At 43.7% G+C, this 20,224-nt stretch carries 12 protein-coding genes; 7 read left to right on the top strand and 5 right to left on the bottom strand.

Translation table 11 applies throughout. From position 1 onward, the window contains the following. The first annotated feature begins 5 nt into the window (after positions 1 to 5). Together CQ839_RS15025 and CQ839_RS15020 are read left to right on the top strand one after the other, a co-directional pair. Positions 6 to 1,127: an anhydro-N-acetylmuramic acid kinase gene (locus tag CQ839_RS15025; protein WP_103669181.1), complete on the top strand. Its 1,122-nt coding sequence runs from the start codon at positions 6 to 8 to the stop codon at positions 1,125 to 1,127. Positions 1,128 to 1,163: 36 nt separating this feature from the next. Continuing rightward, positions 1,164 to 1,421, top strand: a complete 258-nt coding sequence (locus tag CQ839_RS15020; protein ID WP_103669107.1) for a hypothetical protein — start codon at positions 1,164 to 1,166, stop codon at positions 1,419 to 1,421. 157 nt (positions 1,422 to 1,578) lie between these two features. Here the strand turns inward: CQ839_RS15020 and rpsB are convergent, their stop codons facing one another. Further along, on the bottom strand, positions 1,579 to 2,358 hold the full coding sequence (gene rpsB / locus CQ839_RS15015; RefSeq protein ID WP_103669106.1) for a 30S ribosomal protein S2: 780 nt from the start codon (positions 2,356 to 2,358) through the stop codon (positions 1,579 to 1,581). Positions 2,359 to 2,871: 513 nt separating this feature from the next. Between rpsB and CQ839_RS15010 the strand changes: the two genes are divergently transcribed. Continuing rightward, on the top strand, positions 2,872 to 3,429 hold the full coding sequence (locus CQ839_RS15010; protein ID WP_103669105.1) for a 2'-5' RNA ligase family protein: 558 nt from the start codon (positions 2,872 to 2,874) through the stop codon (positions 3,427 to 3,429). Between the two features lie 6 nt (positions 3,430 to 3,435). Here CQ839_RS15010 and phnE read toward each other — a convergent pair whose 3' ends face one another. The 3 genes from phnE to CQ839_RS14995 form a co-directional block, all read right to left on the bottom strand. Further along, on the bottom strand, positions 3,436 to 4,239 hold the full coding sequence (phnE, locus tag CQ839_RS15005; RefSeq protein ID WP_103669104.1) for a phosphonate ABC transporter, permease protein PhnE: 804 nt from the start codon (positions 4,237 to 4,239) through the stop codon (positions 3,436 to 3,438). Beyond that, a complete protein-coding gene (locus tag CQ839_RS15000; RefSeq protein ID WP_103669103.1) occupies positions 4,239 to 5,018 on the bottom strand; it encodes a phosphonate ABC transporter ATP-binding protein in 780 nt (259 codons plus the stop codon). Before CQ839_RS15000 ends, phnE begins: the two co-directional genes overlap by 1 nt. A gap of 123 nt (positions 5,019 to 5,141) precedes the next feature. Next, positions 5,142 to 6,161, bottom strand: coding sequence for a phosphate/phosphite/phosphonate ABC transporter substrate-binding protein (locus tag CQ839_RS14995; RefSeq protein WP_181016212.1), 1,020 nt, complete (start codon positions 6,159 to 6,161; stop codon positions 5,142 to 5,144). A gap of 235 nt (positions 6,162 to 6,396) precedes the next feature. Here CQ839_RS14995 and CQ839_RS14990 point away from each other — a divergent pair, with 235 nt between their 5' ends. The 3 genes from CQ839_RS14990 to CQ839_RS14980 all read left to right on the top strand — a co-directional run bounded on the left by CQ839_RS14990 (position 6,397) and on the right by CQ839_RS14980 (position 9,392). Further along, the gene (locus CQ839_RS14990; RefSeq protein WP_103669102.1) at positions 6,397 to 7,185 is read left to right on the top strand and encodes a hypothetical protein; all 789 of its coding nucleotides are present in this window, start codon (positions 6,397 to 6,399) and stop codon (positions 7,183 to 7,185) included. A gap of 258 nt (positions 7,186 to 7,443) precedes the next feature. Continuing rightward, on the top strand, positions 7,444 to 8,691 hold the full coding sequence (locus CQ839_RS14985) for a DUF58 domain-containing protein (protein WP_103669101.1): 1,248 nt from the start codon (positions 7,444 to 7,446) through the stop codon (positions 8,689 to 8,691). A gap of 86 nt (positions 8,692 to 8,777) precedes the next feature. Then, a complete protein-coding gene (locus tag CQ839_RS14980) occupies positions 8,778 to 9,392 on the top strand; it encodes a hypothetical protein (RefSeq protein WP_103669100.1) in 615 nt (204 codons plus the stop codon). 1 nt (position 9,393) lies between these two features. Here CQ839_RS14980 and CQ839_RS14975 read toward each other — a convergent pair whose 3' ends face one another. After that, positions 9,394 to 10,476, bottom strand: coding sequence for a cupin-like domain-containing protein (locus CQ839_RS14975; protein ID WP_103669099.1), 1,083 nt, complete (start codon positions 10,474 to 10,476; stop codon positions 9,394 to 9,396). Positions 10,477 to 10,697: 221 nt separating this feature from the next. On the opposite strand from CQ839_RS14975, the gene hpsA reads away from it, so the two are divergent. Next, positions 10,698 to 20,099, top strand: a complete 9,402-nt coding sequence (gene hpsA / locus CQ839_RS14970; RefSeq protein ID WP_103669098.1) for a hormogonium polysaccharide biosynthesis protein HpsA — start codon at positions 10,698 to 10,700, stop codon at positions 20,097 to 20,099. Positions 20,100 to 20,224: the final 125 nt, after the last annotated feature.

The raw sequence follows: 20,224 nt of genomic DNA, 5'->3' as shown, positions 1-20,224 counted from the left end.
ACAAAATATTAGCGATCGGGTTGATGAGTGGTACATCGGTTGATGGCATTGATGCGGCTTTAGTGGAAATTAGCGATCGCCATAACCATCTCGCAACCAATTTAATCGCAGGGCATACTTACGCATATCCCGCCGATCTGAGAGATGAAATATTAGCGGTCTGTGCTGGGGAAGCGCGATCGCTACAACAAATATGTGAACTCGATGATCGCATTGCCGAGTGTTTTGCTCAAGCTGCGATCGCCATTATGGAAAAGGGCGATCGTAGTCCCGACTTGATTGGCTCTCACGGTCAAACCGTATTTCATCGTCCTCCTGTTGGGAAGCATATGGGCTACACGGTGCAGCTTGGTCGGGGTGCAGTAATTGCCGAATTGACGGGGATCAATACTGTAAGCGATTTTCGGGTTGCCGACATTGAGGCTGGAGGTCAGGGCGCTCCACTTGTGTCGATGTTAGATGTTTTGCTGCTTTCAGATCCTACTAAATATCGCGTCTGCCAAAATATTGGTGGGATCAGTAACCTAACTTATTTACCTCCCAACTCGATTGAGAATCAAGATCAGGTTTTTGGTTTTGACAATGGGACTGGCAATGTACTGATGGATATGGCAACCCAAAAACTATTTGGTGAATCCTTTGATCTGGATGGCGCGATCGCTCGTCAAGGTAACCCAGATTTAGATTTAATCAATAAATGGCTAGAGCAAGAATTTTTTGTAATCGCACCGCCGAAATCTACTGGACGCGAGTTATTTAGTCCTGACTATTTAGCAGCGCGTTTAGCGGAATGCCAACATTTGAGCAATTACGATATTTTGGCTACACTTACTGAGTTTACGGCTAGGGCGATCGCTAAAAGTTATCGTGATTTTCTGCCCGTATTTCCCAATGAAGTTTTGATTGGTGGCGGCGGTGGTCGCAACGGTTATTTGATGGAGCGTTTACAGGATTTATTAGCTCCTGCGATCGTAAAGCGCACTGATGACTTTGGGATGAGTGGTGATAGTAAAGAAGCGATCGCATTTGCCGTGTTGGGATATTTGCGTCTCAAAGAACGTGCTGGCAATTTACCGAGCGTCACAGGTGCAAAGCGATCGGTATTATTAGGTAAAATTTATCAATAGCAATATTTTCAACACTACTTTTACAGGTGTCGAGCAATGTCAAGTAAAGATGCCATCATTAATGAGTTGCAATATATTCCCGAATCTAAACTATCTGCTCTATATGATCTGATTCACTATTTTCGCTTGGGAATTAATAGTGAGATAGAGCAAGAATCTGATGAAGATCTCGCAATAGATCAACATCAATGCTTAAAAACCATACAAAAAATTAAACAGGAAGGTTTATCGGGCTTTACCGAGATTAGTGATGTAAAAACTTATATTCAAGATTTAAAACATGAAATTAGTTAAAGATGATGACTATCCTATGAATACCGTATTATTTGTGTTTTTCTAGTCCAAAATGAGACAATAGTTTTAGTCGATATTGGCAGTCACGATGAAGTTTATTAATGCCAGTAAAAAAAGGAGGCGCTTTGCGCCTCCTTTTTTTATGTTTAAAGAAGCATTAAGCAGCTTCTTCTTCATCTCCAGTAATGATCGCTTCATCTTCGACATATGCTTCAGCATCTTCAGCAGATACTTCATACTCGATGTCTTCGATGTCGCCATGACGACCTTCGTAGATTGCATCGGCAAGCTTACCGACAATCAACTTAATCGAGCGAATCGCGTCGTCATTTGCAGGAATACCGATGTCAACGCTATCAGGATCGCAGTTGGTATCAAGCAAAGACACAATGGGAATCTTCAACTTTTGGCATTCTTGAACAGCGTTGTACTCACGCTTGTGGTCAACCACGATCACAATGTCGGGTGGCTTACGCATAAGCTTGATGCCGCCAAGGTACTTACGTAGCTTTTCCATTTCACGGCGAAGAGTCGATGCTTCTTTCTTAGGAAGGCGATCGAGTGCGCCACTTTCGTCGCGACGTTCGAGATCCTTAAGGCGATCGACACGGGTTTTGATCGTTGTCCAGTTGGTAAGCATTCCACCCAACCAGCGTTGGTTGATGTAGTAACTACCACAACGAGCTGCTTCTTGAGCAATTAGACCAGCAGCTTGACGCTTGGTTCCAACAAACAAAACCTTTTTGCCTTGTTCAGATGCTTGACGCAAATAAACGTAAGCTTCTTCAAGATATTGCGCAGTTTGAACTAGGTCAATGATGTGAACGCCATTACGCTCGGTAAAGATGTAAGGCTCCATCTTGGGGTTCCAACGACGGGTTTGATGCCCGAAGTGAACTCCAGACTCTAGCAACTGTGCTAGGGTTACGACTCCCATTTAATTTTTCTCCTATTGTTCGGGTTTATCCTTGCGCCTGAGATGGAATCTAGTAGTTACTTGTAACTCTAAACACCCGAAACCTCAAGCGTGTGTTTTTTACAGCCTATCTAGGATATCGCATAATGTGACGATAAAATTATAAAAATGGAGTTTTTATCAAAAAACAATTTTGGATTTCTCAGAACTATAGGTAGGACATAAGACCCAAAAGAGTAATGGCTGCGCGAAGCGCAGCCATTACTCTTTTGGGTCTTGATTTGTCATAAGGGACAAGCGAATAAATAAAGTACTATTCTAGGTTTCACAGAATTATACCAATTCACAAAAGTGTGACAACGCTTCTGTGAATTAAAAACCAAACCCTGTAAGGGTTTTAAAACACAAAATGGCTGCGCCACTTTGTGTTTTGGTATTAGTGAGGAGGATTCGCTGCCCCACTAATTCTGGTTTTAGATTTGCTACATTATTAAATCGCAAGTCCCTAAGTGATTAGCGGTAAAGTGATAACCTATGAACCAAAGATTTTTTATTGCGCTGTTACCACCTGATTCCATTCAAGATGAAGTTAGGCAAATTCAATATGATTTTGAAGCTCGCTATAGTTCTAAAGCTACACTCAAAGCACCTCCACATATTACTCTCATTCCTCCCTTTGAACTATCTAGCGATCGCCTTAATCCATTACAAATCGAACTAGAGAAATTTGCTAAAACTTATTCGCCTTTTACGATTAACCTATCAGGATTTGCGGCTTTCCCACCTCGTGTAATTTATCTTGATGTTGTTCCTAACCCAGTTTTGCCAAATCTATATGTAGACATTGCGGCAACACTGGTGAATACTCTGGGCATTATCGATCCTTATGCTTCTAGACCATTTGTGCCACATATGACCGTTGCTTTTCGGGACTTGACTTCTGAGAACTTTGAACTTGCTTGGACAGAATTTCGCGATCGCCAAATTAATTTTGAATTTGAAGCGATTAATCTGACGCTATTGGCACATGATGAGCAGAAATGGAATGTTCTATCTAACTTTTCATTGAAGTCCGCAGAAGAATTACCCTAATGGGTTTTAGTCTGATTTAAACTTATTGCGTAATTGACTGCTTAGCGCATCAATACTGGTCACAACTACTAATAGAACTAGCATCATTGTCATTGCTTTGCTATATTCAAAGCCGCGAATATAGCTAACTAACTCGAAGCCAATCCCCCCAGCACCGACTACACCTAAAACTGAGGCTGCGCGGATATTGTATTCAAACATATAGAGTGTATAGCCGAGGCAGAGTGGTAATACCTGTGGCATGATTCCATATTGAGCAATTTGCCACCATGAGGCGCGACTTACTTGCAGAGATTCTAGCGATCGCTTATCTACGGACTCGATCGCTTCTTGATAGAACTTCGCTAGGTAGCCAATCGTGTATATTCCCAATGCCAAAGTTCCCGCAGGCGCACCTAAACCTGTCGCCGCCACAAAAAACAATCCTAAAATAATTGATGGAACTGAACGGACAGCATTTTGAAAAATATTTGCAATCCAACGCAACCATAATGGTGAGAGATTTTGTGCTGACAATAGAGCGATCGGAATTGAGAGAATTGCCCCAATCGTCGTTCCCCAGAGTGACATTTGCACAGTCTCAATTAACGCCTTGATCGCCACATCTAAAATGCTCAAATCAGGTGGCCAAAGACGCGACAAAAAATCCGCCATATAAGGCAGACTGGTTTGGATTAACTTGGGATCAACTTTTAATCCTTGTAATGACCAAATATAAGCCCATCCTAGACCGATAATTACTAAAACTCTGAATGCCCAGATGTTGTAGCGGCTGGAAGTGTAGGGGCGAATTCGATCAAGAAATTTCATTAGGCGGCGTTAGCTGGCTGAACTAGGGATAGATTTTGCAACTTGGCAAATTGTCTATCCATATTTTGACATTCCCCATCATACCAGACCTGCCCTTCTTGCAAAATGATTGCCCTCTGGGCATACTTTGCTGCAAGTGCAAGATCATGCAGCACAACTACAACTGTTAATCCTCTGCGATTCATCTCTTGTAAACTGCTCATTACTTGTTCAACTCCCGTTACATCCAATCCAGTTGTTGGCTCATCAGCTAGCAAAATATGAGGCGACTGGATTAAGGTACGGGCGATCGCAACTCGTTGGCGTTGTCCGCCGCTTAGTTGGCGCGCTTTTTGGTATATCTGTTCTTGCAACCCCATTTTTTGTAATAACTGCATAGCCACACGGCGATCTCGTTTGGGAAATCCCCATAAACTTTGCCATGTATTTAGTTCGCCAAGACAACCACAGAGAACGTTATCTAGACAGGAAAGTTGATCGACTAAGCCGCCACCTTGAAAGAGGAAACCGACATTTTTGCGAACTTCATCGACTTGCTTTGGTTGGACTGCCGTGCCACAGATCTGAATTTGACCTTGACTAACAGGAACTAATCCCACCAGTGATCGTAAAAGAGTTGATTTTCCTGCCCCGTTCAAACCAAGCAGAGCCACAAATTCCCCATGATTGATTTTCAAATCAATTCCGTTCAAAATTGGACGATTTAAAGTAGCTTGATAAGCAGTGCTGACATTGTGACAAACGATCGCAGGTGAATTATTTTCTGATTCAAGTTCCATAATTTTAAAGTTCTTATTTTTTGCAGAGCTAGTCTTTTGAAGCTAAGAGGTATAAAAGAATTTTGGTAAAAAGCTTGCGAAGCAAGCTTTGTACCAAAATTCTTGAGTTTTATAATAAATAGACTATGGCTTCAGTCCTGCCCGCTGAATTGCCGTACGCATCGTCGCCAAATGTTGTTCGTGATCGACTTTGACTAACTCAGTGGAGTTGTAAAGGCTAAGAAACAGATCTTTATTCTCAGGCTCATTCAGCTTCAACAAGGCATTAATCAACTTTTCGCGCAGATCGGTAGGCACACTGTCATCAATGACGATTCCATGCGCTGGTACGTTAGGAACTGCGTGCAGTACTCGCAACTTTTTCCCTTCTTCTGCCGTAATCCAAGGTGGGAGCAGCGCATATTCTGAAACTACAGCCACATCGGCTTGACCCCGCAATAATGCTTGTAATGCACTGCTGTAGCCATCCCCGTAGGTAACCTTTCCAAAAAACTGTTCTAAGCGATCGGGCCCATCGACGAATTTGAGTCCCACCAATTCACTGACAGGAAAAATAAATCCAGAACCAGAAGAACGAGAGGTAAAAGCCATGCGTTTACCCCGCAACTGTTCTAGAGTTTGGGTAGGATCAGCCAATGTCTTTAACGCGCTATCTTCAGGAACGACAAAGATCGAGTTGTAGGTCTTCCCTCCCGAATAGTCAGCGCGAACTTCGGCTAAGTACATTTTTGCTCCCGATAGTTGTTCCGCCTTAAGAGCTGCGCGACCACTAAGAAACGCGACATTGGCGCGATTAGCTTTTAATGCTTCCACGGAGGCTGTTTCGTCAGCGGTGATCCCCTTCACAGGCATACCGACTTCTTTTGATAAAATCGCCGTAACTTGATCGACTTTATTTTGTAAATCTTTAGTATCACGACGAGTTGCAAAAGCGATAGTGACCTCTTTGAGCGGAGCCTGTGCTACTTCTGTGGGAGCAGGGGTGGCTTTTGAGGTCGTCTCTTTTGTAGGAATAGATGTCTGAGCTGCATTGGGCTGAGATGGCGGCTGCGGATCATTTCCCGTACAAGCAGTTAAGCCTACCAAGGATATTAAACCTGCGATTACAGCAAGATTAATAGGCAAACACGAAAATTTTCTCATTGATTTTAAAAAAATGGTCAATACACTAAAGAAGAATTACTTGCAATAACTTCTGATTTTAGCTTAAGCTTATTTGAGAATATAAGTCAATAATTTGCAGGGCTTTTTCAGCTTTTCAGCGATCGCCTATTTGTCAAGTCTCAAAAATGACTTGATAATTACGAATTACGAATTATAAAAAAATAATTCGTAATTCATAATTCGTAATTCGTAATTGATATTCATTGAAATCGCCATGACTGAAGATAAAATCCCCCAAGGCGCAGAACGCGAAGTGAAAACGATGGGCGGTGCAGCAATCGATGGTGCACCGATCGCCTATATTATTGTCCTCGCCGCCGTTGCTACCGTTTTAGCATTTATTCCTTTTTCGATCGTACTTGGCTCAGGCAAAGGTATTCCCCTCAGTCAAAGTATTTATCCACTGCTTGGTTGGTTACTTGGCCCCTTAGCAGGAGCATTAGCTAGCGGTATCGGCACATTAATCGGCGTATTTCTTGCACCCTATACCGCAGGAGTTCCCGCGATCGCGATTTGGGGAGCAGTGATTGCAAGTTTCTCGGCAGGTGCGATGGTAATTGGACAAAAGCGCAAATATTGGTATTTGGGATTAACAGTTCTATTTGCTGTCGAGCTTGCGGCATACGCCTACTTAGCGATCGCCCGCAATGGGATTCCTGTAAATACTTTTGTCGCGGGAGCCTTTATCGACTGGTCAGCCTTATTACTATTTGTGTTACCAACTCGCACCTTATTTGCACGCCTGATTAGTAGCAATAACTTTGTAAAAGTGGCGATCGGGATTTTTTGTGGCACTTGGACAATTTGTGGACTGGCTCACCTTAGCCAAGTTCCATTTACTTATTATTTATTCAACTGGCCAGAACCAATTTGGAATATGTTAATTCCGATTATTCCTGTCGAGAATGCCATGCGGGGGATATCTGGTGCTGTCATTGGTACTGGCGTGATTTCGGGTTTGAGAGCGATTAATTTGGTAAAACCAAAGGAAGCAATTTATTAACTCACTTACTTACCAAACCCAAAAAGACGAATCACCTGCTACGCAGGTGATTCGTCTTTTTGGGTTTCAGCATTTCTCATTATCAAAATCGGTTGTTTGAAAGCCCGCCGTTGGCGGGCTTTCAAACAACCGATTTTGGTTTTTCCAGCGCCTTCGGCGCTGGAAAAACCAAAATCGGTTTCATAATGAGAATTGCTGTTTGGGTTTGCTTTTTTATTCCCCAGCTACTAAATGCATTAAAATATGTCAAAAAACTATATGTCAAATAGTTCAAGCGATCGCAAGCAAAGTCGTTCTAAACCCAAAAAGATTTCTAAGTTTAAACGTTTTTTTAAATGGTTAGAATCGCGATTTGCGACACCAGAATTTATTGGGGGAATGTATACCGCCTTAACGCTGTTCTTCTTTATGGCAGCGACCAATACTCTTGCAGGTTGGCTATATGTAATTAGTGGCGTGAGTTTGGCGCTATTGATTGTAGGGGCGGTCATGCCAAAGCGATTACTTGCGGAAATGGTGGTGGTGCGATCGCAAATTGATCCAGTTAGTGTAGGTGATGATCTATGGGTAGATTTGACGATTCAAAATACGGGGCGAACTGAAAAGAGATTGCTGGAAGTTCGGGATATTTTGCCAGAAAATCTCTCGAATATTTTGCAGCAGGACTTGGTGATCGAGTTGATTGCGCCGCTTCAAGAATATCACTGGAAATATGAAGCTAAAACCACAAAGCGTGGTGTATTTCTATTCCGATCCACCGAAATTGCAACCTCTAGTCCCTTAGGATTATTCCGCAGTCGCCGTGCCTGTCCAGCAGGGCAGAAGGCGATCGTGTATCCAACGGTGCTACCACTTGATCGTTGTCCATTGGTTGATCAATTAGGCAGTGAGACAAGTCCGCGCCAATATAGCGATGAACATAATTATAGTAATGCAACGGAAGGTTTAACTAAAACTTTGCGACCCTATCGTTGGGGTGATCCGACCAGATTAATCCATTGGCGGACTAGTGCCAAATTTGGTGAATTACGGGTGCGGGAATTGGAAGTTACAATTGGCGGACAAGAAGTCGCGATCGCCCTTGATAATTCCATCGGATGGGAGCCAGAAGCTTTTGAGGAAGCCGTAGTGGCAGCAGCTTCCCTCTATTTTTATGCGCAAAAATCCAAGCTAAGTGTCAGATTGTGGACAAATGATACAGGCATTGTCCAAAGCGATCGCGCTGTATTAGAAACCTTAGCGGCAGTAAATATTTCCGAAAGTCCCGCAGATATTCTCAAGGATTTGCCAGATATTCCTGTGGTTTGGCTATCCCATCGCAACGATAGCATCGCCTATTTACCCTTTGGGAGTCGCTGGTTGCTGTGGCAATCGTCAGGACAATCATCCAAAGTATCGGTTCCCAATCAGCGATCGCTCGGTTTAACAATTGAAACAATCTTAGACAATGAAGATTTAAGTTATAAATCTTTGCGATCGCAACTTCAAGAATATCTAACGCTTTAAGCGAACTATCGATTGCTATACTTTTTTGATACCGCGTTAATATCGCGATTTCCACGTTCGCATCGATTAAAAACTGGTGGTATGTCATGGCGCTCAAAATCGGCAGACTTGAGATTGGGTATCGCTTGCTAATTTCTCTAACCGCGATCGCGATCGCCTATGGATGGGTAGGCTCTCAGTTAAGTACCTTATTTCGTTTTGGCGACTATCTAAGCATAGGTTTTTTGTTTATGCTAGCGGTAGCTGGCACATTTTCCATCCCTCAGAGTGTCGGTGGACTGTTGGCAGCGATCGCAGCGGTGATTACAGTCTATTGGCAAACCTCAGATCTTACCTATAGTTTGATTACTGCGGGTGTCTGCTTAGGAATGTATTTGCTTGGTTTTCAAGATGTTCGTTACGATCCTGCACCAGAAAAAAAGCTATCTATCCTTGAAATCAGCGCCACACTGATCACTATTGGATTTATGGTGCAGATGTCACTGCTAATTTTACAGACTCCATCAAGCTGGTTAACCAGTACAGCCATCGGTGCGATCGCCGCCGCAATTACCCTCATTGGCAGACAATTTGCATATATCGATCTCCCTCAAAAAATGATTTGGCAATTATTTGGTGGAGTGACCATTAGTAGTCTAGCGATCGGCTTTGCGATTAGAGCAATTATATATGCCACAACTAAAGTGATCGAACTCATATAATTTAGAGCATGACTTGAGGGATTAACCATTCGTATTGATTAGGAAATGCAAGATTAGAAAAAGACATCGAAATACTGATATCAAGAGATTTGACAGCGTGCCACCAGCCAACGGGTATAAATATTGCCTCTCCTGGATTTAAAGTAAATTCGATGATTGGGACTTTTTGAAATGATGGATATTTCTCATAGTCAGGATTTTCGCAATCGACCTCACTGAAGACTCCTCGATAGTTATAGAGCATATGCGTATAGTAAGGCGGAATCATCTTCCATGTTTTACGACCATAGACTTGCACAAATAGAAGATTCATCGGATCGTGATGAAGCGGTGTAATCGTTCCTTCAGGACCAAACCAGAAGAAGACAGTATTATTTAGCTTTTGAGAGTCTAAATATTCAGGAAACATTTCTATATCTTCTAACAAACCACTGAGAGCAGTTTTGAAGATATTGCCGTTGTTTGCCACCATGTAATAGTTGTTAGTTGCGCCGCCAGTCATCACTGCATCAGCATAGTCAGCCATTAGCATTTTTCGGCGATGTTTTTCAATATCAATTTCATATAAGCGATCGCTATTGCGATCGCTTTGGACTTCTATTTCAATCCGTCCATATTTATTCTTTAAATATTCAGGATTCCAGCGCGAAAGTGCTGACCAGTTTTGAGTAATGTCAGTGAGAATAAGCGGAATATTTTTGGCATAATAATTTTCGAGAAAATCAGCGCGTGAGATATTGGGCTTACGCTCAATGATGAGCGAATGGGGAGAAAGTGCTGCTAGATCAGCCAAAATGTTGGCATGAGACTCTAACTTTCTGAGAGCTTGGACAAATTTGTGTCCTGCTTGAAAATAAGGATTTTGATTGGCAGAGCTTACTTCTAGTCTGGCGGCACTGGGGCTAATGCCATTTGCGACTAGCTGCTGCACAATCAGTCGATCGTCCATACCTGCATATTTATTATCAGCAATCCAATGTCGCCAATCATCTGTGATTGGTTCTGAAGTAACTATGATCTGCGAAAAATAACGCGGATCAAAAGTAGAAAACCTTGGTTGATCGTTTTGGATTTTTGACTGCATAAGATCCTCTTAATGGACTCACTAAACTTTCCTAGATCTCTTTGTATATAGCATTTATTCTGCCAGCTATAGAGTTGCGATCGCAACTTAAAAACTCAAAATCAAATAGCCTACAACTTAAATTTAATTCAATCATTGCTTAATTTTTCACCTCAGCTCAAAATCTTTGTAACTTTTGCAACTTGCTTGGGTAATATATTGCAGTCAGGTTGGTAAAAGTTATGTCTGATTCTAAGCAAAGCCGTAAAATTAATCGCTTTTTTGCCGAATTTATCGCCAAGTTAAGAAAATGGCTGAACAAAATCGGTAGTCCAATACGTATTAGCCGCCGTTTTGTCAGGCAATTGCTCGGTGCAACAAAGGGGCAGAGAAAGGGGGGCGCGGCTGGGTTTGTATTGCCAACCGTGACTTTGGTGACCTTGGTGGTTACCTTGTTGGTTGTAACCACTGTGTCAAGATCTTCTGAACGGGCGCAAACTGCATCTAACGCTAGGACAGAACAAGTGTTTCGGAGTGCAGCTACTCCTATAGTAGATCGCGCTAGGGCAAAAATTGACGCTCTCTTAAATGATGGTAAACTTCCACGTACTACACCACCTGAACTAACTTTAGACAGTGTAATCACAAGCGACAGTGGCAAATATACTTTGCCTGATGAAACTCGCTTACAGCTAGTCTATAACTTTAGAGCCCCTACTGCTGCAACTCCAAAGATTAATTATACTGATCCTCAAATCGAAAATAAAGAATACGTCTCTACAGCATGGAAGTTCCCAATTGATACTGATAACAATGGGAAATTTGATTCTTTTGGTTTATACAGTATTCTCTTTCGCGCTCGTCCTCCATCTATTACAGATCGCCCTGTAGTACCGATCGAGTCAAGAGCTTTGCCGATGGACGAAACGACACTCACTGGAGCTTGTGTTGCAACTGGGGGTGTCACCAACATTGCTGGGGATGGTGGCTGGACAACCTCTAGTGATAACAAACTCCGTAAATCGTTCTTTGTTTATGCCGTTACGGTTCCCATTAAAGATGTAGAAAGTTTTCCAGCTGGAGCCCTTGCTGCCAACTATGAAGTATATAAAGGCTTAAATGCCATTAGTGCTGTTGAACTTCAACAAGATCGCGCCCGATCGCCTCAAAATAATAACGCGGTCTTCTTTGAAGGAGATACGGAACTTGTTAACATTGCCACTTTCCGTTTAAACGGAAGAATGTATAGTGCTGGCAACCTCATGGTTGGTGCAGCGCAAAACAACCCCATTACTCTTTTCCAAGTTAGCAGTTCGGGCGGTTCACTTGCTAATTCAGTCACTACTAATCCAAACCTATTTGGTTCTTGCTATTATGAGAAGAAGAATAGTGAAATTTTAGTGGCAGGCAATGTCGTAGAAGGTGACGCGGTTACCAGTAATCCTGCTGATTTGTCTAATGCTGCTTCGGGTAAGGTTAATGTGCATCTGTTCCGAGGATCTGGTGTTCCGCCAGTGGCAGTAGTAAATGGAAGTTCAGGTATCAAGGAACTTGATGAAACAAATCAAAGCGTTAATAGCTCGGTAACAGGCAATCTTAGCTCTGACTTAGCTCTTAATGACTTTGCTTACAACAACCGTATTGGCGCACTCGTCGATGCAGCGATCGCCCTGCGAGGTACTGCTACAGTTACTTTTCCCTTGCCTGCAAACTTTAGCTCTAGCAATATTGTTTATTCGGGCATTAAAGATCCTGCGTCGGTACAAGAAGATATTGTAAAGCGCATTCAAGATGAAGCCCTATCTTCTCAAACAGAGGTAAATGTAGCCCGACGGACTGCCTATGCGGCGTATTTTGGCGAACGCACTAGAAAAGTCTCTTTCCGTGAAGTTGCGTTTGGCGCTGTCGATACTTCTCTGCCTCCTACACTAACTCCCATCCCTAACGTAGACGCAACTATACCACCAGAGTTAGCGCCACCGATTAAATGGATGCTACCGATTTATGCTAACTCCGCCTTTGGTAAAGCTGATACTGCTTTCAACCTGTCAACGGGGAATGGCTTTGACGGTAAGGGAGCAATTTTAGATAGCACTAATGGTTTCACTTTATTAACTACAGGAAACAGGCTGAGACTTGCCGCAATTGATCCAGAGGAGGTGGTAACAACGAATGAGAGAATGTTGGGTGATCGTATTCTGGTAGGTAATGGCTTCCCTGCCAAATGGCTCAAGAAGAATGGCATTACTAATGCCCTTGAGTTTGTCACTGACAAAGAACCTAATTCGATTACGACCAATGCATCTATATTTTGGAATGCTTCCACTGACCTCTCTGAAGCTACAGCTAGCTCTGTAGAGCGCTATCGCAATACTCGTGCGATCCCTCTAAGTAACCTTGGGGTATCGGATCGTGGGGGCTTCTGGGAAATCTCGGCGGCTCTCGATCCTTCGGTTACAGATCCCGCCAACCTTTCTAGTGCTAAATCTCCTGAGTCTTCACCCCGTACAGGTGGATTGCGAGTAGTTACAAACGCAGGTATTTACAGCAGTCTTCCTAAAGACACTTTTTTAAGCAGATTCCGCACAGGTTTTGCTGATGATCGCAGTAGCAACTCAATCTCAACCCTTAATATTGACGAGTCCAGTGTTCCTCTCTGGAATGGTCAACCAATTGACAACCCCATTACTGCTATTGACGAGCGTAAGTTTGCTCAACTCAAATGCGATCTTTCCCTAGATGCCACAAACCCTAATAAATGCGTAGATGACGGCAGAAATTATGTGGTTTGGCCAGATTCGATGCCAATGACTAGTAATGTCCGATGGCTAGATGTTACAACAACACCATCAAGAGGGATTGCAGGTTACTATACACCGATTACTGGCGGCGATGGATGGAGTACAACCACCGAGAATCGCAAAGGCGATCTGCAAATGAGAGCTACAGCCGTCTATCATTACAAATATGATGCTTTCAATGCGATCGGTGATGCGAACAATTACCAAGCTCCTATTGCCTGTGTTAGCAGCTACTTCGATCCATCTACTCCCCTGACCGCAAGAAATGGTCAAGTTCCATCCAGCACGACAACAGTAGTTGATGCTCCTTGGAACTTCAATGCTCAAGGTCGCTCAAACAATGGACTTGTATATAGCGTTGGCAAAACTTCAGCTTCGCTCGATGTCATCTTTAGTGGTATTTCCTACGACACCGCAAGCGGCATGTTTTACGATAGTAGCTTGCCAGGAAATGATCCTGTAAATGGAATCTTTAAATTCAAGGATGCTGCTAGAGAACCTGCCAACAATATAAGCAATCCCTATTCAGAAAGACTAGCCTATCAAGCTAACTTGATCTTCCCCAACGGGCGTTTTGTGAATGAGCCATTACGTGAAGTTCTGAAAAAAATTATTGTTGACAAAGGGGTTGCTACAGCGAGCGCAGCAGGCTTGACCTTACCTCAACAATCCACTTTGGATTCTAATCTTTGTGCATTACAAATCCTTGACAGGTCTATTTTTCTAGCTAATTCAAGCTCCACTACAGCAACCATTACTCCTCCTATAATTTCTGGGAATACTGCTGTAACCAATGTACAACTCCCTCACGGCACTTTCCGTGAAAGCGCTTTCCTTGATGGTAGAGAAGTTAAGTCTCTTAACCGCAATGAGTCTTTGACGGAAGCCGCTAGAGGAAATCGACCTCGTTCTAATACGGTTGCTGATAATGGCTTAGCGATCGCTACTCCAAATCGTTCTGACATCTATGACCTTGAAATTGAGCAACGTCAGCCCCTCGAAATTCGAGCAACTGACATTGACATGGATCGGCTTAGAGGTTCACAAATCTCAGGTGGTAATAACTCAGGTGTTGCCACAGACTACTTGCTCCCTTACAGTGGCATCGTCTATGCATCTCGTGAAGATGCCCTCGAAGACCTTAGCTATTATGATGTTAATGGCGCAGGCAATCCAATTGTTACATCCCTAGAAAAGCGTAAAAACCTTAGCTCTACTGACTTCCTCCTCGATCCCACTCGCAAGCCCAGCAGCATCCGCTTAATCAATGGTTATCGTCTCTGGCGCAGCACCCTCAATACTGCCAATCTTGTTAATGTCGATGGGACAGGAGCAACGGGACTAGTTTCTAGTGCGACTTATACCAGTTTCCCTTGGACAGAACCAACTAAGGGTGAAAAAGGCTTAACCCTTGTATCCAATCTACCTGTATACATTAAGGCTCAGAGAGATCCTGTTAATCCTACTGATACGAATTTAATACCTAGCTTTAATAGACATACACGCGAAGAGTTTACCCAAAAGCTCAATGAGACTTTGTCTAATCCCCCTACAGCACCAGAGTTAGCAGCAGTTTGGAATAACTTCTATCAACGACATGCAGACAATGGAGCATTAGATAAGCTTGACCCTAACTTTGCCTGTCGTCCTTCCTCTAACACAAACTGTACACTTGGTGACGAATGGCGACCTGCCACAGTTTTAGCGGATGCAGTGACAGTTCTCTCTGCTAACTATCGCGATGGCTATCGTACTGATGGAGACTATGATCTTCGTAATAATGCCTACACTTCCACTAGTATTAATTGGCAGTCGCAGCTTAATCCCAATGGCGAAAAAGTTAAGGATAGTAGTTATGTGATCGACTTGCGTCGTAATGGGTTCTTTAATAACAGCTTTGCTACCAGTAGTCCTTGGATTAAGCGCGTTAACTCGGACAACATTGTTCTCACGAATGATCAGACACTATGGATGGGTGATGTAGATCTTACAAATCCACAGAATGGTAATCTTGCTAGCTACAACGCTAATGGTGTAACACCTATTCAGCGTCGGATTAACCATAGAGAATATGGTATGGAGATGTGTCGCAAGATTCCATCTAGTGAATGTACTTTCTCTGATTGGGTGAAGGATGGTTCAGGTACAACGGCTCTGCCAGACTATAATGCAGTTACAGGTGCAATCACTACTCCTGTAACTGCACCACGATATATCGCGGATAGTGATAACCGCTATGCGCGTCGGGTGTCATTCCTAAGGTTTGATGACCTTTATAAAGATGGAAATGAACAATTAATATTTGCTGGTAGTTGCACTTCTAGTCCCTTTATCGTTTGGCCAATGCCTATTGGGGTGGTTAATGGATCCAATGCCACGACTGGTTATACTTATCCGCAAGTAATGGGTGACCTACCCACTCCCTTCCAAACCACTAGCAACCATAGCTATGGAACTGTGCCTTGTCCTGAAACTGGGATGTTGGTTGACCTGTCAGGTAACGTTGACCAGCCTGAAGGACGCAGACGCGATCAAAATAGTCTTGGTTCATTAGAAACTCAAATAGGATCAACCACCGCCTTGCCTGCTGTTGTTTGGGGAACTGGAAACGATAATGGTGTAGCTGGAAACAACGGTAGTGTAACTAATAGCAATGATAATACCAGTGGCGTTGCCTATCCTAATGGTGGTAGTAATCGGAGTACTAATAACGCTGTATACCGCCGCTTTAACTACAATGTCAGCCTCTCAAACCGTGGTCTGTTAGGTACATCGCAAACTGTGCGTGTCAGGGTAACTGTATTTCCAAATAACGCAAATACTTATGCAGGTGAGGTAGGCTCGACTTTCCCATTATTAAGTGATGGTAACGCCAATACAAAAACTGACTATCTAAACGGTTTTTACAATGCTGGTTCTAATCCCCTGATCATGCGGAAATCGGATGGCTCTTCATATCCCACTGTGCCAGTAGGAGGAAAGCTATTGCGTTTGACAGGCACTAGTGTTAACAGTCCAGAAACCGTTGATGCAGAAAATGCTGAATGTACTGATACAACTGGCACTAATAAGCGTTTCTGTACTGTCATCTCATGGACTGGACCAACGAATACAGCTAACGATCCTGATACTAAGAATCTTGCAGTTTTAGTCGTGCGAGATAGTTCTGATGAAGGGACAGAAGAATTTGCAGTTAGGATCGATAACTTGAGAGCAAATCCGACCGTTCCTATCGGATACAATGCTGGTGCACCAGAGCAATCTAGAGGCCGAATTCAGCAATCTAACACGCCTAGCCCTTGTGGAGCCGCATCTACTAACTATTATCAAAATAATGATGATGCTCAGTTGAATCGTAATGCTTGCCCCACGCCAACTCCTACACCAACTCCTACACCAACTCCTACACCAACTCCTACACCAACTCCTACACCAACTCCTACACCAACTCCTACACCAACTCCTACACCCTCACCAACGCCTGGTGGTGTGGGCATAGTCAATCCACCCGTCTTTGCTAGTCTGCATAGATCATCAATTGGTATGTTGAAGTCTTCTATGGTGAAGTCTTCCATGCCGATGTCCATGATTATGCCGCCTGCTGCTGCTTATCCATTCCCCACTAACACTTCCAGTGTTAATTACAAACCATTCCGTCCATTTATTCCTCCCACAGATGTTGGTGCTGGAGGTCAAGAAGGAACGCGCTATGTATGGGGCAACGACATTAATGGTAATGGTGTTAAGGATGATCCAACTGAAAGAGATGATATCTTCCCAAATATTCCACCACGTCCAGGTCCTTCGGGAGAAATCCCAATGTTGCCAGGTAACCTCGCTTACCCGATTGACAACACCAACAATCAACACATGACTAGATCGTTACCAGGAACCGCAGATAAAGCCCTATGGTTTAGATCTGCTGGGAATCCAGGTAACTATCCTGGAGAAGGCGACAACATCCAATACAGCAATGGTACTAACCTATTCCTCAACAACCTCAGTTTCCCCCAAATTGGTGGTGGTGCTGGTAGCTTAAGACCTAACTTAAATAGCACAGGCTCGTTGGTGTTACCCAATACTGCTTGTATTAATCTAACCAATGGGTTTGTGGACGAGCGCTGTGAATTAGGTAGCTACACCTTTGACAGCAATACGATTACTCCTCCTACAGGAACTACCCTACTCAATCTCAATCTCCCCTACAATCCTCACTTCCCTACAGACAACACTGGGGCTGCAAATACTACTAGCTCTACTCAGCCTGCAACTAGCTTTGTGGTTTGTGGTGGCAATGGCAATACACGCAGATATCAAGCGATCGAGCGTTCTAATGTAGGTCGATCTGATATCACTAGTGGTAGTTGCTCTCAGGCTGTCAATAGTGCTGGCGAAGCGATTAGAAACTTCATGGGTAATACGACGACCCTATCAGGTTCTCTCCCAAATCTGAATGGTGGTGCAGGTTTACGTAGCGCAAGGCTTGACCCTGCGAATACTGGCGTTTCCCCAGATAAGTTTGTCGGATTAATTCCCAATGATGATGCCAATAGTCTTGGCGTGCTAAGTGCACCCGTTGCTCTACAAAAAGAGATTAATAAAGGCACGATTAGATTTGAGGTTAACGGTGCGACAGATTTCTTCAAGGCGCTTGTTAGCACTACAGGAGCGACTTTTGCCAATGGTCAGCCTGTCACCCTATACACCGATAGCAATGAGGTCAAACTGCCATCATTCATTAAGGCTTTTACCTCTGCTAGCGCAACTACAGACTTGATTACGGTTACCGATAACCCATTCACGGCTGGTAATGCAGTTGTCTTCTCAGGAGCGGGAACCCCACCTGCACCTCTAACGACGGGAACTACTTACTTTGTTCGTGAGATATCTGGTAATAGTTTCAAGCTGGCTTCAACTGTAAATGGTGCGGCAATCGACCTTACTAGTACTGGTAGTGGCGCTCTGACCTTGACTTCGCAGCTACAAACGGGAGTTACCTATTACGTCCGTGAGGCTCTAGCGGTTAATGGAGCCACTGGTACACAGGACTTTAAACTTGCCACTTCCCCAACAGCCACGGCAGCGATCGATATCGATCCAGCGAATATCGGCTTTCCAACTACTGCTGGGGTGAATGGACATCTTAGATTTGGACTAAATCTGGGACTAAGAGCAGTTAATACCTATGCCGACAACCGCGTACAGGTCTACAACCTAAGCAATATAGGTACACTCCTAGGTGATACTCGGACTTTGTCTGGCACGATAACACTCAGAGCTAACTGCACAACTACAGATCCAGTGACTGGGGTTGCTAGCCCTAGCACCTGTTCATCGACCAGTAATCGAGTTGGACCTAGCCCTGTGTTTATCCTGAGAGGTGATGCCAACGAGAACTATGTATTTAATAGTTTGCAAGTCAGACTAGATGGAGTCGATCCTAATAATGTTTTCTGGGTATTCCCTCGCGTTGAACCTAACTACAACTTTACGGCTAATGCTACAACGAATGCAATTACCGCCACAGGCAGTGCTTATCCCATTAACAAACCTCTTTTATTGTCAGGAACTACACTACCAGGCGGCTTATCGGTAGGAACCACTTATTATGTGACAATAGGCACCCCTCCAGTCCTTGCTCCTTCATATTATCTATCGACTTCTCCAGAAGGCTCTATAGTTGATATTACTTCTGCTGGTAGTGGTACTCTCACTGTCGGCGATGAAGCAAATGTGACTTTCCAAGGTAATGCGTTCAGCCCCAATATTATTACGGGTAACTTCATTGGCACAATGCCAAGCAGTGGATCGAGTATTGATAACACAACTGAGCTTGCAGTCAAAGATAAGTTCTCCTCCTTTAGGGGCGTGAGATTCCTTGGATTCCGTACTACTGGTACGGAGATTAATAATGAAACGCTGTTTGTAGCGATGACTGCCGTTGATCAACCTGCGCTTTTGCCTGTGTTGCAACTGAATGTTCCGAATGAGACAGCAACTTCGACTAATATCGTTCAGCCTAACCCAACCACAACTGCTGGTATTAATGGCACACCACAGGCTACTGGCACTGGACAATGGACAATTCGACCTACCCGAACAGAGGTCAATGTATACTTTGTGGCTGGAAGCACTCCATCGAGAAAAGGTGTAAACTATACTACTTCTAGTACAATCCCTAATCCTGTGTCATCTGATGCGATCATACAGACTGGTGAAACAGGTGGTGGTTTAGCTAACTTTGTACGCTTCCTTGAAAATTGGGAAAACATTCCAATCAAGATTGCAGGTGGCTTCATCCAAAATACCAAGAGTCGCTTCGCTACTGCACCATACACACCAAGTATGGTTACATCTGGGGTAGCAGATACCACGACCATATTTATGAATCCATTGCAAACAGGTAAGGGTAATACGAGTGGTGCGATTTTTAGCGGGTATAATCTGCAATATATGTCTAGAACTGTTAATCGCATTCCCTATTATTCTGCACCGATTCGCCTCTGGGGCTATGATGTGGGTCTGTTGACGCAGCAACCCGATCGCTTTGCTGAACGCTTTGCTGTACCAATTCCTGGTTCTAATGAGTTCTTTAGAGAGATCAGTGGTGATGATCCTTGGGTTGAGGCTCTGCTCTGTGCCCTGGAGCCAAATGATCCAACTGCACTTACTACTGCTGGTACTGGCGCTGTTAATGTGGGTAGGGCGCAAAGAGAAGGTACTACACCGACCAATTATGTCAGACGCGCCTTGCGTGGTACTGATCGCCGTCCTGTCTGTGACACTTTAACTTACGGTACAGCTACTCCGACTGACACAGTTCCAGCCACTCTGTACGAGTAAAGTCTGCATTCACTTATAGATCTTCCTATTAGGAAGATCTATAAGTGATCGGAGATAGTTGACTTTATACTCTTGGTAATTAAAATTTTAATTGCACTTCTGATTGCATTTCTAGATGAGTTTCT

Origin of the sequence: Pseudanabaena sp. BC1403, from assembly GCF_002914585.1 — a bacterium.
Taxonomy (GTDB): domain Bacteria; phylum Cyanobacteriota; class Cyanobacteriia; order Pseudanabaenales; family Pseudanabaenaceae; genus Pseudanabaena.
Note: the sequence above shows the minus strand (reverse complement) of the source record. Positions and strands in the feature narration are given on the sequence as shown.